A 15,992-nucleotide genomic window follows, 5' to 3' on the forward strand; every position below is an offset into this window, starting at 1 on the left:
CTTGCCAGGGTTGCCCTGATCAGGCCGGGAACAGCTCGCTCAATTTCATGGCCAGCATCATGTCGCCTTCAGTGCGCAGTTTGCCGCCCATGAATGCCTGCATGCCGTCGGTGGAGCCGTCAACGATGCCTTTCATGGTGTCGCCGTCCATCACCAGGGTGACTTGGGCGTCCGGGTTTTCACCTTCCAGCAGTTCGCAAGTGTTGTTTTTCACAACCAGCGAGAAGTTCTGGGTGTCGTCGATACGGAAACCGAACACCAGGTCCAGGCCGTCGGCAGCGGCTGGGTTGAATTTGGCTTTCATTGCTTCTACGGCTTTAGCTACGTCAGTCATGGTTTCGATCCTTTTATGGTGAGTCCAGTGACCTTGGGGTCACGGTTGGCCGCAATTCATCGGAAAGTGATGAGCTGCGGCGCCTTCAACAGTTGCAAGTGGGTATGGCTGTTGAAGGAAGCCAGTGCCACCTCGCGACCACGGAATTTCAGCTGGTTGAGCGAGGTGTTAACAATTTGCCAGTTCAGTTCGAAGGCCTGTGCGGCAGGCATTCGGGTAATCAGGTGGAGCAGGGCCGTGATGGTGCCGCCGGAGGTGAACACGGCGATCTTGTCACGGTTGTCGGCGGCTTCGAGGAGGCGTTGCAGGCCACCCTGAACACGTTCGACAAATCCCAGCCAGCTTTCCAGGCCCGGCGGGTCGTAGGTGCCGGCCAGCCAGCGTTCGATGATCAGGGAAAAGATGCGCTGGAATTCGCCACGGTTTTGCGCGGCGTTGCGCAGGATATGCAGGGCTTCGGGTTCGCTGTGCAGCAGGTCCGGGAGCAGGGCGCGGATGATCGCTTCGGCGTCGAACTCGTTGAACGCGCTGTCGACTTCCAGCGTGGGTACCGGCAGGCCGAGGGCGCTGTATTGTTCGAAGGCGGCGGTAGCAGTGTGCTGCTGGCGGCGCAGGTCGCCCGACACGCAGCGGTCGAAGCTCAGGCCCAGTTCCGCCAGGTGGCGGCCAAGCACTTGCGCCTGTTGCACACCGATGGGCGACAGCACGTCGTAGTCGTCTGCACCGAAGGAGGCCTGGCCATGTCGAATCAGGTAGATGCTGCCCACGTCCGTTTTCCCGGTACGTTGAAAGTCTGGCGAGGTTATGAGGATGCCGGGAAGCTGTCAATGAAAAAACATACGCTTGTTTTAAAAGGTCGTTAGAGGCCCGCTGCTGGCGGTTTGATCACTGGCCCCATGGCGGTGGCGTCGGTATGCTTGGGCAATCCGCGCCTGGCGCACTGCACTTGTAAGGAGTCACATGGATTTTCTGGCCGAGTACGCTACTTTCCTGGCTAAAACCGTCACCCTGGTCGTCGCCATCCTGGTGGTGCTGATCAGTTTCGCCGCACTGCGCAGCAAAGGCCGCCGCAAAGCTGCCGGCCAGTTGCAGGTCAGCAAGCTCAATGACTTCTACAAGGGTTTGCGTGAGCGCCTGGAGCAGACCCTGCTCGACAAGGACCAGCTCAAGGCCCTGCGCAAGTCTGAAGGCAAGGCCGAAAAGAAGAAGGGCAAGAAGAAGCCAGAAGCCAAGCCACGGGTGTTCGTGCTGGATTTCGACGGCGACATCAAGGCCTCGGCCACTGAAAGCCTGCGCCATGAAATCACGGCACTGCTGAGCTTGGCCACACCCAAGGACGAAGTGGTGCTGCGCCTTGAAAGCGGCGGCGGCATGGTTCACAGCTACGGCCTGGCGTCGTCGCAACTGGCGCGTATCCGCGAGGCGGGCGTGCCGTTGACCGTGTGCATCGACAAGGTCGCGGCCAGCGGCGGCTACATGATGGCGTGCATCGGCGAGAAAATCATCAGCGCACCGTTTGCCATCCTTGGCTCGATTGGCGTGGTGGCGCAGTTGCCCAACGTCAACCGCCTGCTGAAGAAGCACGACATCGACTTCGAAGTGCTGACCGCCGGTGAATACAAACGCACCCTGACCGTGTTTGGCGAAAACACCGAGAAGGGCCGCGAGAAGTTCCAGGAAGACCTGGACATCACCCATCAACTGTTCAAGAACTTCGTGTCGCGCTACCGCCCGCAGCTGGCGATTGATGATGTGGCCACCGGCGAAGTCTGGCTGGGCGTCGCGGCGCTGGACAAGCAACTGGTGGACCAGCTGCAAACCAGCGACGAATACCTGGCGACCAAGGCCAAGACCGCCGAGGTGTTCCACCTGCACTATGCCGAGCGTAAAAGCCTGCAGGAGCGGGTGGGCCTGGCGGCCAGCGGTTCGGTCGACCGGGTGCTGCTGACCTGGTGGAGTCGCCTGACCCAGCAGCGTTTCTGGTAACCCTTCAACTGACTGTCGAAGATCAAAATGTGGGAGCGGCGGTGCGACGATTCTACTTGCTCGCGAAGGCGGTGTGTCAGTCAATACATCTGTGACTGACACACCGCCTTCGCGAGCAAGCCCGCTCCCACATTGGTTTTGTGTTGGTCACATTACCGAGCTAGTAACGAGGCCTGAGGCACCGCCGGTATGGGGTGCCGCATCAACGAGCCCACCACCAGCGCCCCCAGCAAACCCAACAACCCCGCCACCCACAGCACCACGCTGAACCCGCCGACGAACGCCTGCCGCGCCAGTGGCTGCACCGTGTCCCGTGCTGACTCGGGCAGCAACGCCATGGCCGCCGGCATATCGCCAGCCACTACCCGTGAAGCAATCCCTGCCGCCTGTTCCTGCCACTGGGAGCCGATGCTCGTGTGCAGCAACTGTTCGCTATGGCTGCTCAACAACGCCCCATACACCCCGATCGCCAACATGATCGCGCTGAAGCGCATGGTGGTGCTCATGCCCGACGCCATCCCCGCGCGGTCCCGTGGCACGCAGGCCATGATGTTTTTCTGCGTATCGCCATTGAGCAATCCCGCGCCGGCCCCCGTGACGGCAATCGCCAGGGCGAACGGCAGATAACCACCGATATTGACCGCCCAGGCACTCAGCAGGTTGCCGCACCCCACCAACGCCAGCCCCGTCGCCATCATCGTTGCCGGGGCAAAACGGCTAGCCAGTCGGGCGCCTATCCGCGGACAAATCAACATGGTCAAGGCAAACGGCAACATGCCCAGCCCGGAGGCAATCGCGGAGAAGCCCAAGCCGTTTTGCAGGTAGAACGGCAGCAGCGTCATCATCACCTGGGCACAGCCGGCGTAGGCGAACATCCCCAGCAGTGCGCCGATAAAGCGCGGGTGCCTGAACAGTTGCAGGTCGACCATGGGCCGCTGTTGCAGGCGTTCGGCGAGTACAAAAACACCCAGCAACGCAGCGCCTCCCATCAGCCGCGCATAAGTCAGCGGGTTGTCCCAGCCGATACGGTTGGCTTCGATCAAGCCCCAGATCAGGCACAGCAGGCTGGCACTGAAACTCAGGCTGCCCCAAGGGTCGAGCCTTGCAGCCTGGGCATCGCGGGATTCCGGAATCGCGCGCAGCACCAGTCCCATCAGCACCAGGCCGACCGGCAAATTCAGATAGAAAATCCAGCGCCAGCCCAGGTATTGGGTAATCAACCCGCCGAGGGTCGGTGCGGCGGTCATCGCCACGCCCATGCACGCGCCCCAGAAGGCCCAGGCCTTGGCGCGTTCCACTTCGTCATGGAAGGTATGGCCGATGGAGGCCAGGGCCGAGGTCAGCAGCAGCGCTGCGCCGACACCTTTGACGGCGCGAGCGATATCCAGGAACAACGCATTCGGCGCCGCACCGCAGCCGAGGGAGGCGAGGATGAAAATACCCAGGCCCCAGACCAGGGTCTTCTTGCGGCCAAAGCGGTCGGCAATGCTTCCGGCCGGCAATAACAGGGCGGCGAAGGCCAGCATATAAGCGCTGACCACCCATTCGATATCGGCAAAATTCGCCCCCAGGTCCCGGGCGATGCTCGGCAGGGTCACGGCGACGATGTTGGTGTCGAGCACGATCAGCGAACAGACCCCGGAGGCGGTCAGCAGTGTCAGGCGCGGGCTGACCTTGCTCATGGCTGCACCGAAGCCACCGTCGCGAGGGCGATCTCGTCATCGTGGGCCGGAGTATCTGCGCTGATGCCGATGGCGCCCACTACCTGGCCTTCAAGGATGATTGGCTGGGCGCCCTTCATCATCAACAGGCCGGCGGTGATGGCTGCCGGGCGGCCATTGTTGATGGCGTTTTCCAGGTCCCCGGACGGCCGCTTGAAGAGCGCTGAAGTGCGCGCCTTGCCTTGGGCCAGCTCGATACCGGCCACCACGGGAGCGCCATCCATGCGCAGCGTCAGGATCGGCCAGCCACCGTCATCGACGATGGCCACGGCGCAGGGCCAGCCCTTGTCGGCGGCGACCTTGCGCGCGTGTGCGGCGATCTGCTGGGCCGTTGCCAGGCTCAGGATTGCCTTGTGGGCAATGCTTGCGGGGGCTTCTGCGGCCAGCGCTGCGGGCACGGTGCAAAGACCGGCAAGCACCAGGACCAATGATTTGACGAACATGGGAAAGCCTCTCTACTGTGAACGTACCGCGAGCTTATCCCCGGCAGGTGGCGTCCTTGTTAGGCGCCATACAGAACTTCATTACCTTTGAGCTAATCCTGTGATGGAAATACGTCATTTCCGCTACTTCCTGGCGGTTGCCCGGCAACGCAATTTCACCCGTGCTGCCGAACAGCTGGGTATCGCGCCGCCGACCCTGAGCCGGCAGATCCAGGACATGGAAGCCACCCTCGGTACGCGCTTGTTTATCCGCCGCCAGCGCGAGGTCAGCCTGACCGAGGCGGGCGCGGCCTTGCTGATCGAGGCAGAGGCCACCGTGCGCCAGTTCGAGTTTGCCCAACGCAATGCCCAGCGCGCCGGGCGTGGCGAGATCGGTCATATCGAGCTGGGTTATGTGGCGTCGGCGGTGTATTCGGGGTTGTTGCAGCGCCAGGTGCAGTCGTTCTGCGCGGACTGCCCGGACGTGAGCCTCAGCGTGCGTGAGAGCCCCATGGCGGCGTTGCCGGGGCTGGTGGCGGAGGGGCGTTTCGACATTGGTTACATTCGTTCGCCGATGACCTTGCCTGATGGGGTCGAAGCGGTGCGGTTGAGCAGTGAAGGGTTTGTGCTGGCGTTGCCCCAGGATTCGTGGCTGCTGGGGTTGAAGGCAATCGGTTGCGAGCATCTGCAGAACGAGACGTTTATCTTGCCCGAGCAGATCAGCGGCACGCTGCACGTGGCAGCGCAGGGTGGTTATGCGCCGCGACTGGGGCCGCAGCCGGGTGGGTTGGTGGCGGTGATTGCGTTGGTGTCACTGGGGCAGGGCGTGGCGGTGGTGCCGGAGTCGGTGGTGGGGCATGTGAGCTTGCCGAATGTCGTGTACCGCAGCATTGAAGGCAGCGAGGCGTCGTCCTGGTTGTCGCTGATTTACCGGCGCTTTGAAAAGGCGCCGGCGGTGGCGCGGTATATAGAGCAGGTCAAACTGAGTGCGGCTGGTTTTGGTGATAAAAGTTAAGCCGGGTCGCGGCCATCGCAGGCAAGCCAGCTCCCACAGTTGACCGAGTTGCCTGGGTGTACGCGGTCAACTGTGGGAGCTGGCTTGCCTGCGATGAGGCCTGACCAGGCGCTACACCAACCGCGGTTGAACCGAATCCGCCAATCGCGTCAGTATCAAGCAGCACGATACCGCCCCGGCATCCAGCACGCCCAACGAGCGCTCGCCCAAGCGGCTGGCACGCCCAATCTTCGCCACTAGATCCCTGGTGGAATCCCGCCCCCGCGAAGCAGCACTTTTCATCACCTCCAACGCCTCACTGAATGACGCTCCTGACCCATGGGCCTGTTCAAACGCCTCCACCGCCGGAATCAAGGTGTCCATCAAACACTTGTCACCCACGCCGGCTTCGGTGATGTCCTGCAACGAGGTCAGCCCGCCCCGCAGCAAATGGGCAAAGGTCGCCGCGTCAATCTGTTCGCTGCCGCGCACCTCATCCGCCATGCCGATAAACAGGCTGCCATACAACGGCCCCATGGAGCCGCCGATGCCTTCCATCAGGCTCAGTGTCAACTCATCCAGGGCTTCGGCCAGGGTCAGCTGGCGGCCTTCAATCGTGCGCCCGCAATGGGCGAACCCCTTGGCCATGTTGATGCCGTGGTCGCCATCGCCAATGGCGCCGTCGACTTCGCTCAGGTACTCGCGGTTGGCAACGATCACGCTCACCAGGTCGGCGACGATGGCGCTGCCGTCGTGGGTGGAGAAATGCTGGCTCATGGTTTAGTCCGCCTGGGTCATGCCGATGGAACGGCAGGGTTGGTCGATCAGGGATTTCAGCTCGGCGTCCAGGCCCAGTAAGGTCAGGGTCACGCCCATCATTTCCAGGGAGGTGAAGTAGTTGCCCACGTAGCAGCGGTGAATCTTCAAGCCCCTGGCTTGCAGCTGACGTTCAACCTCGGCGTAGAAAATGTAAAGTTCCATCACCGGCGTCGCACCCAGGCCCGAGACCAGCACCACCACGCTGTCGTCCTGGCTGAAGTCGCGGTCGGCGAGGATCGGTGCGAGCATGCGGGCCGCCATGGCCTCGGCGGATTCGATCGGGATGACTTCAATGCCAGGCTCGCCGTGATGGCCGATGCCCAATTCCATCTGCCCGTCGGGAATCTGGAAGTTCGGCTTGCCCACCGCTGCGATGGTGCAGGGCGTGAGGCCGATGCCGATGGAGCGGCAGTTGTCGACTGCCTTCTGGGCAACACGAATCACCCCGTCCAGGTCGTAATGCTGGGCCGCGGCTGCACCGCCGACCTTCCACATGAAGATCTCGCCTGCCACGCCGCGACGCTTGGCGATGTCGGCCTTGGGCGCCGAGGCCACGTCGTCGTTGGCGACCACGGTGCGGATGCGCATGTCCTTGCTGGCGGCCATCTTCATCGCCAGCTTCACGTTCATGTTGTCGCCGGCATAGTTGCCGTACAGGCACGCCACGCCGGCGCCGTGGTCGGCGGCACGGAAGGCGTCGAAGAAGCTTTTGGCGGTGGGCGAGGAGAAGATTTCGCCGACGGCCACGGCGTCCACCAGGCCCGGGCCGACATAGCCGAGGAACGCCGGTTCATGGCCGGAGCCGCCGCCGGTCACGATGCCCACGCGGCCCTGTGGTGACGGCTTGGCCTTGCCGATCACCCGGGGATTGGTTTCGTATTGGCGCAGCTCGGGGTGCGCGACCAGAATACCCCGCAGCATGTCCTCGACCACCTGGTCGGGATCGTTTATCACTCGATTCATAACGCGGTTTCCTGTGTTCTTGTTCTTGGTGTGGGAGCCGGGGGCTTTGTGGGAGCTGGCTTGCCTGCGATTGCATCGGCTCGGTGTCACAGATAGACCGAGGCGTCTGCATCGCAGGCAAGCCAGCTCCCACAAAAAGCCTAAGCCCGGCGCCCGCAGGGTTTTGGGTTATTGGGCCAATCAGGGTTCCAGGACGACTTTAAGCGACTTGTCCCCGCGCTCCATCACCGCAAACGCTTCCTTGAAGTCCTCCAGGGCAAACTTGTGGGTCACCACGTCGCGCATGTCGATCTTGCGGTTGCCGATAAAGTCGATGGCGCGCGGGTACATGTACGGGCCGAGGTGCGAGCCCAGCACGTCCAGTTCCTTGCGGTCACCGATGATCGACCAGTCCACCGTGGCCTCGTCGTTGAACACGCTGAATTCCACGAAGCGCCCCAGCTTGCGCAGCATCGCCAGGCCCTGGTTCACCGCCTTGTGGTGCCCGGTGGCTTCGATGTAGATGTCGCAGCCGTAGCCATCGGTGATCTCGCGAATCTTCGCCATCACGTCGACTTCAGCCGGGTTCCACACTTCATCCGCACCCATGCGCAGGGCGAGGGCAGCGCGTTCGGGTTTCATGTCGAGCACGATGAGTTTTTTCGGGTTGCGCATGCGCACCGCACCGATGATCCCCAGGCCCAGGGTGCCGGCGCCGGCCACCACCACGATGTCGTCGAAATCCACATTCGCCCGTTCCGCCGCGTGCAGCGAGCAGGCCAGGGGTTCGATCAGGATGGCTTCGTCCGGGGCAATCGAGTCCGGTACTTTGTGGATGATGCCTTCCTTGGTGAAGATCATGTACTGGGCCATGGCGCCCTGGACGTTGTTCTGGAAGCCGTACAAGTCGTGTTTCTGGCACATCCAGTACTGGCCGTGGTTGCAGAAGCGGCAGCCCCAGCACGGCACGATCTGTTCGGAAATCACCCGGTCGCCGACCTTCACCCCGCGCTTTTCCGCGCCAGGGCCGAGGGCGACCACGCGGCAGACAAACTCGTGGCCGGGAATCATCGGCGGCTTCACGTAGCGCGGCTGCTCGGCGTCGCCCCAGAACGAGGGCGCGCCGCGGTAGGTCTTGATGTCGCCCATGCAGATGCCGCACAGCTCGACCTTGGTGAGGATCTCGTCGGGGCCGGGCGTCGGCACATCGACGGTCTCCAGGCGATAGTCTTCGGGGCCGTGACAGACCACGGCCTGCATGGTTTTCGGAATGACGGGGGACAGTTGTTCGGCAGTGCGTTCGGTAACGGTAGACATGACGATAAACCTCACGACAAAAGATCAATTACTGGATGCTGTAGCCACCGTCGATCACCACGTTTTCCCCGGTGATCATCTGTGCGGCGTCGCTGAGCAGGTACAACGCCAGCCCGGCGATTTCTTCCGGCTGGGCAAAGCGGCCCGCCGGGATCTGCAATTTGGCCCGTTCCCCCAGCTCGCCCGCCCAGGCCTTTTTGCCGAGGGCGGTTTCGACGATGGTCGGGGAGATGGCGTTGACGTTGATGTGGGGCGCCCATTCCATGGCGAGCACCTTGGTCATGCCGACCACGGCGGCCTTGCTGGCGCAGTAGGCGACGTGACGGTCCAGGCCGATCACTGCCGCTTGGGAGGCGAGGTTGACGATGCGCCCGCTGCCCTGGGCCACCATGTGCCTGGCGCAGGCCTGGGCCACGAAGAAGCTGGCCTTGAGGTTGATGTCGAGAGTGGTGTCCCAGGCGTTTTCGCTGACGTCCAGGGCCTTGTCCAGCAGGGCCACGCCGGCGCTGTTGACCAGGTAATCCAGGCGTTTGAAGTGATCGAATACGTAATCGACGGTGCTGTGCACCTGGTCGAGTTGGCGCAGGTCCACGGCGATGCCGATGTTCCCGGCGCCGAGGCTGGCGGCGACTTCGACCACGGCCGGGTCGCGGTCCAGCAGGGCCACCCGCGCGCCACGTTCCACCAACAGGCTGGCACAAGCCAGACCGATCCCGGCGGCCCCGCCGGTGATCACGGCGCAGCGGCCGGTGAGGTCGAAGGCTTGATTCCAGAATCCAGACATGAACATGACTCCATTTTTCAGATCGGTGGAGATCCAATGTGGGAGCGGGCTTGCTCGCGAAAGCGGTGTATCAGGTGGCACATCTGTTGAATGATCCACCGCTTTCGCGAGCAAGCCCGCTCCCACACTTGACCGGGTTTCAAGTCAAAACTTACTTCGTACCGCTCACCTGCTGATACAGCGCATCCGCATTCGCATTGGTCACCGGCACCCACGGCAGGATGTAGTTCTTGGCGGTGCCGTCACCCCATTTCACGTCCTTGCCATAACGTTCCCAGATCACCGACTGCGGCTTGTAATCCTTGCCTGCAAGCGCCCGCAGCGCCACATCCAGCGCGCCTTGAGACTGGGCCTGGGCGTCCTGCAGGAAGGTGGTCACTTCATCTTTCTTCGCCGCCTGGATCGCATCCGGCATGCCGTCGATGGACGTCACCGGCACATCCTTGGACGTCAGCCCATGGGACTTCAACGCCTGCACCGCGCCGAGGGCCATGTCGTCGTTCTGCGCGATCACCCCGTTGATGCCCTTGGGGTGTGCGTTCAGCCAGTCTTCGGTCAGGGCCAGGGCCTGGGCGCGGTCCCAGTTGGCGGTTTTCTTCTCGATGATCTTGATGTCCGGGTGCTTGCCCAGTACTTCCATCTCGCCCTTTTCGCGGTCGATCTGCGCCGACTGGCCAATCGGGCCCTGGATGATCACCACGTTGCCGCGGCCCTTGAGTTTGTCGACCATGGCCTGGGCCTGCAGGCGACCGCCTTCCACGTCATCGTTGCCAACATAAGGCACGTTGGCGTCCGCCACCTTGGTGTTGGAGGCGATCACCACCACGTCATTGCTCATGGCGGCCTTCACGGTGCCGACGCCGGCCTTGGTGTCGATCGGCACAAACAGGATCGCGTCGTAGTGCTGGGTCACCATGTTTTCAATCTGGTTGTTCTGGGTCAGTGCGTCATAGTTGCCGTCGAACACGGTCAACTGCACGGTGCCGTCCTTGACTGCGGGGTGTTCCTTCAGCTCGCGCACCCAGTTCTGCATGAACTGGCCCTTGAGCCCGTACACGGCGGCGCCGATCTTGTAGGTCTTGCCATCGGCGGCCAGGGTGACACTGCTGGCGAGCAGGGAGAGTGCCGCGACGGCGGCCAAAGTCGTACCAGGTTTCATGAGAGAACTCCGTTATTGTTGTAGTGGTAGTTTTCAGAACTAGCGTTTCTTCTTGCGCCACACGTCAATCAGCACTGCGAACACGATGATCAGGCCCTTGGCGACCTGCTGGTAATAGGAGGACACGCCGAGCAGGTTCAGGCCGTTGTTGATCACGCCGATCAGCAATGCGCCAAACAGCGTGCCGACAATCGTGCCGGTACCGCCCGACAGGCTGGTGCCGCCGATTACCACGGCGGCAATCGCATCCAGCTCATACGAGGTGCCGGCCTGGGGCAGGGCAGAGGTGGTGCGCGCCGACAGCACCACACCGGCCAGCCCGGCGAGCAGGCCCGAGACCACGTACACCGAAAACATCACCTTGCGCACGCCGATCCCGGAGGTGCGCGCGCTCTTCTCGTTGCCACCCACCGCGTACACATAGCGGCCGTAGGTGGTGTAGCGCAGCACCATCCAGAAGATCAGCGCGACCACGGCGAAGATCACGATCGGCACACCGAACGGGCCGATCTTGCCAATACCCAGCGCCAGGTAGGCGTCGGGCAGGTCAGTAATCGGGCTGCCGTCGTTCAAGATGAAGGTCATGCCCCGGGCAATGCTCAACATGCCCAAGGTCGCGACAAAGGGCGGGATCGACAGGTTGGCCACCATAAAGCCGTTCACCACTCCGAGCATCGCCCCGGCGAACATCCCGGCGCTGACCGCCGCCAGCACGCCATACCCCTGGGTCGCGACCATGGCGCTGCACAGCCCGGCAAACGCCAGGATCGAGCCCACCGACAGGTCGATGCCCTTGGTCAGGATCACGTAGGTCATGCCCACGGCGAGGATCCCGTTGATCGAGGTCTGGCGCAGGATGTCCATCCAGTTGCGCCAGGTCATGAAGTATTCGCTGGCGAAGGCCATCACCAGGCACAGGAGGATGAACACCAGCGGCAGGCCGAAGCGGTCGAGGGACAGGCGCAGGCGGCTGCGGGGTGCGGTCGTGACGGGGGCGGCTGCAGGTGTAGAAAGTGATTTGGCATTCATGAGGCAAGACTCAACAAGGCTTCCTGGGAAAGGGCGGTATCGCTGCTGATGGTCACCAGCCTTCCGCCTTTGAACACGGCAATACGGTCACTCAGGTGCAGCAATTCCGGGGCTTCGGACGACACCACAATCGCCGCGCCGCCGGCGCGCACGAACTGGTCCAGCAGGTGATAGATCTCCTGCTTGGCGCCTTCATCGATGCCCCGGGTCGGCTCATCGCACAGCAGGCAGATCGGCTGGGTCGACAGGCATTTGGCGAGCACTACTTTCTGCTGGTTGCCGCCGCTCATGGATTCCACCGGCAGGTCCAGGGAAGTGGTCTTGATCTGCAGGCGCTTGACCATGTCCTGGGCCAGTTGGTTTTCCTTGCGGGCATTGATCAGCGACCAGCTCGACAGCTGCTTGTAGGCCGACAATGCGATGTTCGAGAGGATGCTGCCGCTGAGCACCAGGCCGCTGTCCTTGCGGTCTTCGGTGACCAGTGACATGCCGGCCTGGATCGTTGCCTTGGGCAGGCCGATGGGCATCGGTTTGCCTTGCAGGGTCACGCTGCCGGAGTCCGGCGTGGTGAGGCCGTAGATGCAGTTGAGGAATTCGCTGCGGCCCGAGCCCATCAGCCCGTAGATGCCGAGAATCTCGCCCTGGCGCAGTTGCAGGCTGATGTCCTGGAACTCGCCGGCGCGGCTCAGGCTGTCGACGTCCAGGCAGCATTCGGCGGCGCATTCGCGGCCGACCTTGTGGTCGATGCGGGTCAGTTCCTGGCCGACGATGCCGCGCACCAGGTGGGCGCGGTCGATATCGGCCATGCGCCCGGTCTCAACGAAGGCGCCGTCGCGAAAGATGCTGTAGTCGTCGGCAATCTGCGCCAGTTCACTGAGGCGGTGCGACACATAGATGATGCCGGCACCACGGGCGGTGAGGCGGCGGATGGCCTTGAACAGGGTTTCGGCCTCGCGCTCGCCGATGGCCGAGGTGGGCTCGTCCATGATCATCACCTGGCAGTCGTGGCTGAATGCCTTGGCGATCTCCACCAGCTGGATCTGCGCCACGCTCAGGCGATGCATGGGGCTGGTGGCGTCGACGTCGAACTCCAGGCCTTCCAGCAGTTCGCGAGTGCGCCGGTTGAGCTCCTTGCTGTCGACGATGCAGCCGGCGCGGCGCGGTTCGCGGCCCAGCCAGATGTTTTCGGCGACGGTCATGTAGGGAATGGGTTCCAGCTCCTGGGTGATCATCGCGATCCCCGCCGCGAGTGCTTCGCTGGGGCGGTTGAACTGAACGGGGGAGCCGTTGAGCAGGATGGTCCCGGCGTCACGCTGGGTGATGCCCATCAGGATGCTCAGGAAAGTCGATTTGCCTGCGCCATTGCCGCCGCACAGGGCGTGGACGCTGCCGGCCCGCAGAGAGAGGCGCCCCTCACGCAGGGCAGGAATCCCGGCGTAAGCCTTGGCGACGTGTTCAGCCTGGAGCAGTAATGGCGTGGCCATCGGCGTGTCCTCGTGCTGTGAATTCTTATTAGGTCGCACAGTCATGTTTCGCTGTGAGCATATGTGTATCAAATGAAATTCTGATCAGTCAATCTCTTTCACTGAAAAGTTGTAAATGGATGGATTTGCGCAAAGTACGCCGGTTTAGAGGGCTTTGACTGGAAGGTCAGCTAAATCCTGCTTGACAGGGCGACTGGAATATCCGAGAAATGACTGAGCTAAATTTCACTGAGTGATCATATGATCACTCTCCAGCACCCAAAACGGCAGCGGAGCCAAACGCCATGAACACACCTTTCCCGGTGGCTATCGGATGCGATGAAGCGGGTTATGAGCTCAAAGAACTGTTGAAGCGCCATATCGAGGCGCTGGGTTACCCGGTGACGGACTTCGGCACCCATTCCACGGCGCCGGTGCTGTACCCGGACATTGCCCTGGCGGTGGCCACGGCGATCAATGCCGGCGAGCAACGCTTGGGCGTGCTGGTGTGCGGCACTGGCATCGGCATGGCCATCTCGGCCAACAAAGTCCTGGGGATTCGTGCGGCCCAGGCCCATGACACCTATTCGGCGGAGCGGGCACGCAAGAGCAACGATGCGCAGATCCTGTCCATCGGTGCACGGGTGATCGGCGCGGAACTGGCCAAGAGCATCGTCAAGTCGTTCCTGGAGTCGGAGTTCGAAGCCGCGCGTTCCGGGGCCAAGGTCGACCGCATCAACGCGATCGAGCGTGACGGGCATCAGTAGTGGACGGAACGGGGCAAGAGTCGGGAGAATGCGCCTTTGACACCGAAACGGAAGCCCGTGCCCATGAGTGACAGTACCCAGCGCATCGCCAGCGACATCGACCTGATGACCGAAGTGGCAATGCTCTATTACCTTGAGAACGTCACTCAGGAAGCCATCGCCAAGCGCTTCGACCTGTCCCGGGCAAAAGTCAGCCGCCTGCTCAAACGCGCACGGGATGAAGGGATTGTCGAGGTGCGGGTGTTGCAGCACCCGGCGATGAACAACGAGCTGGAACAGGCGCTGGTGGAGCGCTTCCAGCTGGACCGCGCCTTGATTGCGGTGGACCACAGCGACCCGGACACCCAGCGCTCGGCGGTGGCGAGCCTGGTGGCCAACTACCTGAACAAAACCCTCAGCGACGGGATGATCGTCGCGGTCGGCATGGGGCGTAATGTCGGTGCGGTGGCCGATAACGTATTTTTGCCGGTGACCCGCAACTGCACGTTTGTGTGCGCCATTGGCGGTTCGCTCAAGGCGGGTGAATACATGAACCCCGACCATATTTGCCGGCGCCTGGCCCTGCGGTTTGGTGGCGAGAGTGAAAGCCTGTACGCCCCGGCGCTGGTGGCCAACCCGGAACTGCGCGGGGTGTTGATCAGCAACGATACGGTGCGTTCCACGCTTGACCGTGCCCGCCGTGCGGACATGGCGTTGATCGGCATCGGTGACATGAGTGAAAACAGCAACATGGTGCGCATGGGGTGGTTTTCGCCCCAGGAAATTGCACAGGCGCGGTTGTCCGGCACGGTGGGGGACATGATGGGTTATGACTTCATCGACATTCATGGCCAGCCGGCGGTCAACGCGATTCAGGGGCGGGTGATCGGGTTGACGGTGCAGGAGCTGTTCCGGATTCCGGATGTGGTGGCGATTGCCAGTGAAAACACCAAGGCGGCGGCGACGCTGGGGGCGTTGCGTTCGGGAGTGATCAATACCCTGGCGACCACGGTGACCAATGCTCATACCATCCTTGCGCTGGATGACGCGACGCGTAAAAGCTGACACCGCCGATAGTCCAGGCCCTGAACATCACCTGTGGGAGCTGTCGAGCCTTGGCGAGGCTGCGATGGCATCACCGCGGTATGACTGGAGTACCGGGTTGTCTGCATCGCGGACAAGCCCGGCTCCCACAGTTGACTGCCTCAGGGTTTCCACACCTGCACATCCTGCGCATCCACCGCCTTGGGCAACAACCCCGCCTTGAAGAACGCATCCGCAATCTTCTGCTGTTCCCCCAACTGATCCAGCGTCACCGGCTGCACCTCATAACTGCGATGAGCATTGGCGGCCTCGACAGTCTCCACATCCAGGTTGCCCCACAACGGCCCCAGCACTTTCGCGGCATCACGCGGGTGGCTCTTCACCCACTCGCCAGCCTGGTGCAACTGCTCGTACACCAGCTTCAGCACTTCGGGATGCGCCTGGGCATAGGGCGTACCCGTCAGGTAATAGCGCTTGTAACTGGCCAGCCCGGTACCGTCCGCAAGGGTGCGGGTGGGCAGTTGGCGCTGCACGCTGGTGAGGAACGGTTCCCAGGTGACCCAGGCATCAACCTTGTTGTTTTCAAATGCAGCGCGGCCATCGGCGGGCGTCAGGTACGCCGGCTCGATATCGGAGAAGGCCAGCCCCGCCTTGTTCAAGGCTGCGATCAATAAATAGTGAGTGCCGGCGGCCTTGGTCACGGCGATTTTCTTGCCTTTCAAGTCCGCCAGTTGCTGAATCGGCGAGTCCTTGCGCACCACGATCGCCTGGGCTTGAGGCGAGGGCGCTTCCTGGGCGAAGTAGGTGAGCTTGGCCTGGGCGGCCTGGGCGAAGATCGGTACGGTGTCGGCCACGTCAGCGCTGATATCCACGTTACCGACGTTCAGTGCTTCCAGCAGCGGCAGGCCACTGGGGAACTCGTGCCAGGTGACGTCGATGCCGTCGGCCTTGAGGGCTTTTTCCAGGGTGCCCTGGGTTTTCAGCAAGGTGATCAGGGTCGAGGATTTCTGGTAGCCGATGCGTACGGTTTCCTCGGCCTGAGCGTTCAGGGCGGTGCAGAGGCCCAGCGTGGCCAGGCCAGTGATGAAAAGACGATGGAGCGAAAACAGGGGCATGGCGTGCTCGACTCTTAATGGATTAAGGTGAGCTTATTGTTCTAAAAAACATTCGATAAATAATTTTTCGATCTTAGCTTAGGCCTTTATCGGGTGCGCCGGTCGCGGCCTTTCAGC

The 15,992-nt window shown here is 62.2% G+C and carries 16 protein-coding genes; 4 read left to right on the forward strand and 12 right to left on the reverse strand.

Features of this window, described 5'->3' with window-relative positions; genetic code table 11:
• Nucleotides 1-19 precede the first annotated feature (19 nt).
• The gene (locus HX818_RS09250; protein ID WP_048730219.1) at nucleotides 20-334 is read right to left on the reverse strand and encodes an SCP2 sterol-binding domain-containing protein; all 315 of its coding nucleotides are present in this window, start codon (nucleotides 332-334) and stop codon (nucleotides 20-22) included.
• A gap of 56 nt (nucleotides 335-390) precedes the next feature.
• Nucleotides 391-1,101, reverse strand: coding sequence for a histidine phosphatase family protein (locus HX818_RS09255; RefSeq protein WP_177019898.1), 711 nt, complete (start codon nucleotides 1,099-1,101; stop codon nucleotides 391-393).
• A gap of 193 nt (nucleotides 1,102-1,294) precedes the next feature.
• Here HX818_RS09255 and sohB point away from each other — a divergent pair, with 193 nt between their 5' ends.
• The gene (sohB, locus tag HX818_RS09260; protein ID WP_008434663.1) at nucleotides 1,295-2,320 is read left to right on the forward strand and encodes a protease SohB; all 1,026 of its coding nucleotides are present in this window, start codon (nucleotides 1,295-1,297) and stop codon (nucleotides 2,318-2,320) included.
• Between the two features lie 152 nt (nucleotides 2,321-2,472).
• Here the strand turns inward: sohB and HX818_RS09265 are convergent, their stop codons facing one another.
• Entirely contained in the window at nucleotides 2,473-4,002 is a 1,530-nt protein-coding gene (locus HX818_RS09265; protein WP_177019899.1) for an MFS transporter, read from the reverse strand.
• Nucleotides 3,999-4,484: a heme-binding protein gene (locus tag HX818_RS09270; protein ID WP_177019900.1), complete on the reverse strand. Its 486-nt coding sequence runs from the start codon at nucleotides 4,482-4,484 to the stop codon at nucleotides 3,999-4,001. The genes HX818_RS09265 and HX818_RS09270 overlap by 4 nt, the downstream gene beginning before the upstream one ends.
• Before the next feature lie 103 nt (nucleotides 4,485-4,587).
• On the opposite strand from HX818_RS09270, the gene HX818_RS09275 reads away from it, so the two are divergent.
• Complete coding sequence (locus tag HX818_RS09275) at nucleotides 4,588-5,478, forward strand: LysR family transcriptional regulator (RefSeq protein ID WP_177019901.1); 891 nt, start codon at nucleotides 4,588-4,590, stop codon at nucleotides 5,476-5,478.
• Nucleotides 5,479-5,589: 111 nt separating this feature from the next.
• On the opposite strand, the gene dhaL is transcribed toward HX818_RS09275, so the two are convergent.
• From dhaL to HX818_RS09310, 7 genes are all read right to left on the reverse strand, one after another.
• On the reverse strand, nucleotides 5,590-6,234 hold the full coding sequence (dhaL, locus tag HX818_RS09280; RefSeq protein ID WP_177019902.1) for a dihydroxyacetone kinase subunit DhaL: 645 nt from the start codon (nucleotides 6,232-6,234) through the stop codon (nucleotides 5,590-5,592).
• 3 nt (nucleotides 6,235-6,237) lie between these two features.
• A complete protein-coding gene (locus tag HX818_RS09285; protein WP_003215684.1) occupies nucleotides 6,238-7,239 on the reverse strand; it encodes a dihydroxyacetone kinase subunit DhaK in 1,002 nt (333 codons plus the stop codon).
• A gap of 180 nt (nucleotides 7,240-7,419) precedes the next feature.
• Nucleotides 7,420-8,535: an alcohol dehydrogenase catalytic domain-containing protein gene (locus HX818_RS09290; protein WP_177019903.1), complete on the reverse strand. Its 1,116-nt coding sequence runs from the start codon at nucleotides 8,533-8,535 to the stop codon at nucleotides 7,420-7,422.
• 28 nt (nucleotides 8,536-8,563) lie between these two features.
• On the reverse strand, nucleotides 8,564-9,319 hold the full coding sequence (locus tag HX818_RS09295; protein ID WP_177019904.1) for an SDR family oxidoreductase: 756 nt from the start codon (nucleotides 9,317-9,319) through the stop codon (nucleotides 8,564-8,566).
• Nucleotides 9,320-9,470: 151 nt separating this feature from the next.
• Nucleotides 9,471-10,478 carry a substrate-binding domain-containing protein gene (locus tag HX818_RS09300; protein WP_003215690.1) on the reverse strand — a complete coding sequence of 336 codons (1,008 nt, stop codon included), beginning with the start codon at nucleotides 10,476-10,478 and terminating at the stop codon, nucleotides 9,471-9,473.
• A gap of 39 nt (nucleotides 10,479-10,517) precedes the next feature.
• Nucleotides 10,518-11,507 (reverse strand): ABC transporter permease, encoded by a 990-nt coding sequence (locus tag HX818_RS09305; RefSeq protein ID WP_177019905.1) that lies wholly within the window; start codon nucleotides 11,505-11,507, stop codon nucleotides 10,518-10,520.
• Nucleotides 11,504-12,991 (reverse strand): sugar ABC transporter ATP-binding protein, encoded by a 1,488-nt coding sequence (locus tag HX818_RS09310; RefSeq protein ID WP_003215714.1) that lies wholly within the window; start codon nucleotides 12,989-12,991, stop codon nucleotides 11,504-11,506. Before HX818_RS09310 ends, HX818_RS09305 begins: the two co-directional genes overlap by 4 nt.
• Nucleotides 12,992-13,275: 284 nt before the next feature.
• On the opposite strand from HX818_RS09310, the gene rpiB reads away from it, so the two are divergent.
• Together rpiB and HX818_RS09320 are read left to right on the forward strand one after the other, a co-directional pair.
• Nucleotides 13,276-13,737: a ribose 5-phosphate isomerase B gene (rpiB, locus tag HX818_RS09315; RefSeq protein ID WP_003215716.1), complete on the forward strand. Its 462-nt coding sequence runs from the start codon at nucleotides 13,276-13,278 to the stop codon at nucleotides 13,735-13,737.
• A gap of 63 nt (nucleotides 13,738-13,800) precedes the next feature.
• The gene (locus HX818_RS09320; RefSeq protein WP_003215718.1) at nucleotides 13,801-14,781 is read left to right on the forward strand and encodes a sugar-binding transcriptional regulator; all 981 of its coding nucleotides are present in this window, start codon (nucleotides 13,801-13,803) and stop codon (nucleotides 14,779-14,781) included.
• A gap of 140 nt (nucleotides 14,782-14,921) precedes the next feature.
• Here the strand turns inward: HX818_RS09320 and HX818_RS09325 are convergent, their stop codons facing one another.
• A complete protein-coding gene (locus tag HX818_RS09325; RefSeq protein WP_177019906.1) occupies nucleotides 14,922-15,875 on the reverse strand; it encodes an aliphatic sulfonate ABC transporter substrate-binding protein in 954 nt (317 codons plus the stop codon).
• Nucleotides 15,876-15,992: the final 117 nt, after the last annotated feature.

Source organism: Pseudomonas sp. F9001 (assembly GCF_013385435.1).
In the GTDB taxonomy this organism is placed as follows: domain Bacteria; phylum Pseudomonadota; class Gammaproteobacteria; order Pseudomonadales; family Pseudomonadaceae; genus Aquipseudomonas.